This is a genomic window from Pedobacter sp. 01T416_2, assembly GCF_056398925.1.
The window spans coordinates 1-5024 of record NZ_JBFTQI010000435.1; the positions used below are offsets into that span (position 1 = coordinate 1).

The 5024-nt window shown below is 37.4% G+C and carries 6 protein-coding genes; 5 read left to right on the forward strand and 1 reads right to left on the reverse strand.

Annotated features, from left to right (window positions below):
• Nucleotides 1-1618: class I tRNA ligase family protein (locus tag AC1DPQ_RS17285; RefSeq protein WP_477610355.1), on the reverse strand; the 1618-nt coding region annotated here is incomplete at its 3' end.
• Between the two features lie 84 nt (nt 1619-1702).
• Between AC1DPQ_RS17285 and AC1DPQ_RS17290 the strand changes: the two genes are divergently transcribed.
• The 5 genes from AC1DPQ_RS17290 (at nt 1703) to AC1DPQ_RS17310 (ending at nt 4953) form a co-directional block, all read left to right on the forward strand.
• Nucleotides 1703-1891: a hypothetical protein gene (locus AC1DPQ_RS17290; RefSeq protein WP_131031924.1), complete on the forward strand. Its 189-nt coding sequence runs from the start codon at nt 1703-1705 to the stop codon at nt 1889-1891.
• Nucleotides 1888-2160 carry an isoleucyl-tRNA synthetase gene (locus AC1DPQ_RS17295; protein ID WP_477584801.1) on the forward strand — a complete coding sequence of 91 codons (273 nt, stop codon included), beginning with the start codon at nt 1888-1890 and terminating at the stop codon, nt 2158-2160. Before AC1DPQ_RS17290 ends, AC1DPQ_RS17295 begins: the two co-directional genes overlap by 4 nt.
• 114 nt (nt 2161-2274) lie before the next feature.
• A complete protein-coding gene (locus tag AC1DPQ_RS17300) occupies nt 2275-2940 on the forward strand; it encodes a DUF6134 family protein (RefSeq protein WP_477610356.1) in 666 nt (221 codons plus the stop codon).
• A gap of 1 nt (nt 2941) precedes the next feature.
• Nucleotides 2942-3976 (forward strand): SDR family NAD(P)-dependent oxidoreductase, encoded by a 1035-nt coding sequence (locus AC1DPQ_RS17305; RefSeq protein ID WP_477584799.1) that lies wholly within the window; start codon nt 2942-2944, stop codon nt 3974-3976.
• A 185-nt stretch (nt 3977-4161) separates the two neighbouring features.
• Nucleotides 4162-4953 (forward strand): SDR family NAD(P)-dependent oxidoreductase, encoded by a 792-nt coding sequence (locus AC1DPQ_RS17310; protein ID WP_477610357.1) that lies wholly within the window; start codon nt 4162-4164, stop codon nt 4951-4953.
• Nucleotides 4954-5024: the final 71 nt, after the last annotated feature.

Sequence of the window (5024 nt, forward strand, 5' to 3'; positions counted from 1 at the left end):
GTTCCTCAACAGAACCAATTAACACTTCTTCTTTTTTATCTTCAGTTCTCCAGATTGGCAAAGGAATTCCCCAGTATCTCGAACGTGATAAATTCCAATCGTTAGCGTTTTTTAGCCAGTTTCCAAAACGACCCTCGCCAGTTGATTTTGGTTTCCAGTTAATGGTTTCATTAAGGTCGAACATTCTGTCTTTAACATCTGTAACTTTAATAAACCATGAATCTAAAGGGTAATATAAAAGTGGCTCATCAGTTCTCCAGCTGTGTGGATAACTGTGAACATATTTTTCTACTTTAAAAGCTTTATTTTCTTCTTTTAATAAAATAGCAATTTCTACATCAACCGATTTTTCAGGTGCTTCGCCAGCATTGTAATATTCGTTCTTTACATATTTGCCTGCAAAAGGACCAACATGTTTAGTGAATTTACCCTGTAAATCTACTAATGGAACGGGGGTGTCATTCTCATCTAATACCAACATTGGTGGTACTTCCGGAATGGCTTCTTTAGCTACTTTAGCATCATCCGCGCCAAAAGTAGGGGCAGTATGAACAATACCGGTACCATCTTCAGTAGTTACGAAATCTCCGGAAATTACTCTAAACGCATTTTCGGGATTTTGGTATGGCAATGCGTAAGTTAACAGTTGTTCATATCTAATGCCAACCAGCTCACTTCCTTTGCATTCGGCAAGTATTTGATAAGGGATTTTTTTATCGCCAGCTTTAAAATTTGTAAAATCTTCAACTTCATTGCTTTCAAAGAAAATTTTACTAAACTGCTTGCCAACCAGGTTTTTTGCCAAAATCACATTTGTTGGCAAAAAGGTATATTGGTTGAAAGTTTTGACCAGAACATAGTCGATTTTTGGTCCAACTGTTAAAGCCGTGTTTGATGGTAAAGTCCACGGAGTAGTAGTCCAGGCCATCAGGTAAATATCTCCAAATGCTTGTAAAAACGGAGGTAACGTATTTGCTATCGCCTTAAATTGAGCAACAATCGTTGTGTCTGTAACATCTCGGTAAGCGCCAGGCTGATTTACCTCATGCGAACTCAATCCTGTCCCGGCTTTTGGAGAATAAGGTTGGATAGTATAACCTTTATAGATTAATCCTTTATCGTAAATCTGCTTCAAAAGCCACCACACCGATTCCATGTATTTCGACTTATAGGTAATGTATGGATCATCCATATCTACCCAATAGCCCATTTTTTCGGTCAGGTCGTTCCACACATCAGTGTAGCGCATTACTGTTTTTTTACAAGCTTCGTTATAGTCTTCGATGGAAATAGTTTTACCAATATCCTCTTTAGTAATCCCTAATTCCTTTTCAGTTCCAAGCTCAACAGGTAGACCATGTGTATCCCAGCCAGCTTTTCTTTTAACCTGATAACCCTTAATTGTTTTATAACGGCAAAAAATATCCTTAATTGCACGCGCCATTACGTGGTGAATCCCCGGCATGCCATTGGCAGACGGTGGACCTTCGTAAAAAGTAAACGGATTAGATTTCGGGCGGGAAGAAATACTTTTTTCAAAGATATTTTCCTTTTTCCAAAAATCCAGTATTTCTTGCCCTATTTTGGCAAGTTCCAATTGTTTAAATTCGCTATACATCAATCAAGTACCTCAAAAAATTAAAGGTTGCAAAGTTAACAGAATTGACTGAATTTTGGTAGTTTTGATGTAAATACTTTTAATGTGAAATTATTTAATATCGGGCTTACATTGATGATTGTTGCCGTAATTGCCTTGCCAATTGTTGCGGTAATAAACCCTTCAGACCGGGATTTTGTACTTTATGCTTTTTATTTCTGTGGCTTGCTCGAACTAATCGGGCTTATTTTTGTTTTAATCCATATTGTAACACTAAAAAGAAAGAACCCATGATTAAGCTCTTAAAATTGCAAAAAGCCGTTTTCATCCTCATAGCTGGCGTACTTTCTTTTATCGCCTATAAAATTTTAGATGCAAATGAGGTAAAAGGAAGTATCTATTTACAAATGCTGGCTGGCGTACTCATCATCATTGGTGCATTATGGTTGTTATATCCAATTTTATTCGCCAAAAAAGATAATGATGGCAATGCCGAAATCATTACCGATCCAACGGTCGAAGTTTCGGTAGATGAAGAGGATAAAAAGCCTGCAGCTGAATAAACCTTACCCTCATAGCCTTTGGGTTTAAACCCAAGGCTATGAAAAAAATAAAATCCACGTAGGGGTAAATTTCTTGTGAGTTGTATTAGCTCTAAATAACAAATAGAGATAACTATGATTCCTGCATTAATTATTAGGCTCTGCAAGAAATATTTTGCTCCAAAAACCTATAAAACATTTTCTTCCAAAAAACCAATCAATCCAAAAAGCGCTGCTTCGCTGGTCTTTCTTATCTGTTCACTTTCATCGGTTTTTGCTCAGCAAAGTAAATTTAACATCAAGCGTAATGGCGAAGTAATCGGCCAGATGTATTTCCAACAGAAAGACGATGGTGATAATGTTTATCTCAAAATAACTTCGAAGGTACAAACCCGTTTCGTTTTTAAAATTGATGTGGAAACAGAGGATGTAGCACATTTTAAAAATGGCAAACTCCTTAGCTCAAATGTAAATCGGGTAGTAAATGGCAATGCAAAAGAGGCTAAGAAAACAAGTTGGATAAATAATGTTTATCAGCTTAAAACAGGCGACAAAACCAGTACAATAAATCAGCCCATCAGTTATAATATGATGCTACTCTATACCAAAGAGCCTGTTAATATCCCCGAAATTTATTCTGACAACTTTCAGTGTTTTATTCCCATTCAGAAAAACGGGGCACATCAGTACCGGATCAATCTTCCCGATGGGAATTATAACGATTACCATTTCGAAAACGGAATATGTAAACTGGTTGTTGTAAATCACTCCCTGTACACCATTAGAATGGAAAGGGTTTAGTATGGAAACAGTTGCAAATAAGTACCTGAGGGTTTTGGTTACGGGTGCATCAGGCTTTATCGGCCGGAAGTTAAGCTTTACCCTTGCAGAGATGGGCTACGATGTAGTGGCACTTTGCAGAAATGTTAAGCATCCCTTTCTTATTCAGCACCGAAATATCCAGTTTGTAAAAGGAGATGTTTTGGATCCTGAAAGTTTAGAAAATGCCATGAAAGATTGTTATCAGGTTTACCATACTGCAGCCATGGCCAAAATGTGGTGCCGGAATGAGCAGGATTTTTACGATGTGAATGTAATTGGAACAAGAAATGTGCTCAGCTGTGCATTAAAATTGGGTGTAGAAAAAGTTGTGCATACCTCAACTTGCGGGGTATGGGGACCAACACTAAATCTGCCGGTTTCAGAAAACGACCCAAGGGCAGTTGGCTTCCCGATCAGCTATGAACGCACAAAATACCTCGCTGAATTAGAGGTGAAAGAATTTGTAAAAAAGGGATTGGAAGTGGTAATTGTAAACCCATCAAGAGTATATGGCGATGGACCAATAACAGATAGTAATACAGTGACTAAAATGGTTACAGGTTATATAAATGGTACATGGCATTTTATTCCGGGCGATGGAAAAGCAATTGCCAACTATGCTTTTGTAGACGATGTGGTAGATGGGCATATTGCCGCCATGCAGAATGGCAGGAATGGCGAGCGCTATATTTTGGGTGGAGTTGATATTTCTTTTAATAGTTTTTTCGGCACACTAAGGCAGATCACTGGTAAAAAAAGAAGTTTGTATAAAATCCCGGTAGGCATTATTAAAGCTTACAGTTTGCTGGAGTCTTTAAAATCAAAACTTTTTAACCTTACCCCATTTTTTCTGCCAGCGTTTGCCGATAGGTTAAAATGTAATCAACAATATTCGAGCAATAAAGCCATTGCCGAACTAAATTATCGGATAACACCTTTTGCAATAGGTTTAGGAAAAACCATTAATCACTTTCAGTTACAAATGACGAAGACTAAAGCTGGGCTAAAAATATAAAATTGTCATCCTGAGCCTGTCGAAGGACTAGCTTAAATGTTTTGCTAAGCATTTCGACAAGCTCAATGTGACAAAATCGGATGGAATTTAGTGTTATACAGCTTTTATGTGATTCAAAAGTCGATAAAATCGACATTCTCCTGCATCCCCGTTACAAACGGGGACGATATATAAAAAGTATAAAAATGAAACAATTAACAGTATTGATTACAGGCGCAAGTGAGGGTTTGGGGAAATCTTTCGCTATCGAATCGGCCAAACGTGGTTTAGGTTTGGTATTGGTTTCGCTACCCAATAGTGGACTGGAATATTTAGCAAATTACCTGCGTGTAAACTTTAACAGTAGGGTGTTCTGTATCGAAATAGATTTGACCAAAAATACCTCCGCAAGCGAAATTTTTGAAAAATTAAGGGCGAATAAGATCGAGGTAAATGTTTTGATCAATAATGCTGGTTTAGGGAATTGGAGTTGGTTTGAAGATAAAAATGTCGATTTTTATAGAACACAGATCGATCTCAACATTACTAATACGGTGTTGCTTACGCGGTTATTTTTAAACCATATCGATAAAAGTACAGCAAGCTATATTTTAAATGTTGGCAGTTTAGGCGGACATTTTATCGTTCCAAAAAAACAGGTTTATGGGGCAACCAAATCTTTTATCGGTTATTTTACCCGTTGTTTGCAACTCGAATTGAGCGGTACAAATGTGCATATTAGTTTGCTTAGTCCTGGCGGCATTAATACGAAACCCGAGCTGTTGGTAATGAACAATGAATTAAAGGGGTTTGCAAAAGCGACGATTTTAGAGGCCGATTACGTTGCCAAAACAGCAATGGATGGTATGCTGAAAGGCAAGAAAGAAATTATACCAGGTTTTGCAAACCGTTTTTTGGTGGTGCTGGATAAAATTATACCGGGCTTTTTAAAAGAAATTATAATTAGGCGTAAATTGAAATCGATTTTAACAACATAGATTTGACCTGAAATCTGTAAGGTTTTAAAAACCTTGCAGGTTTAGCTTTATGAAAAGTAACGACACCAATC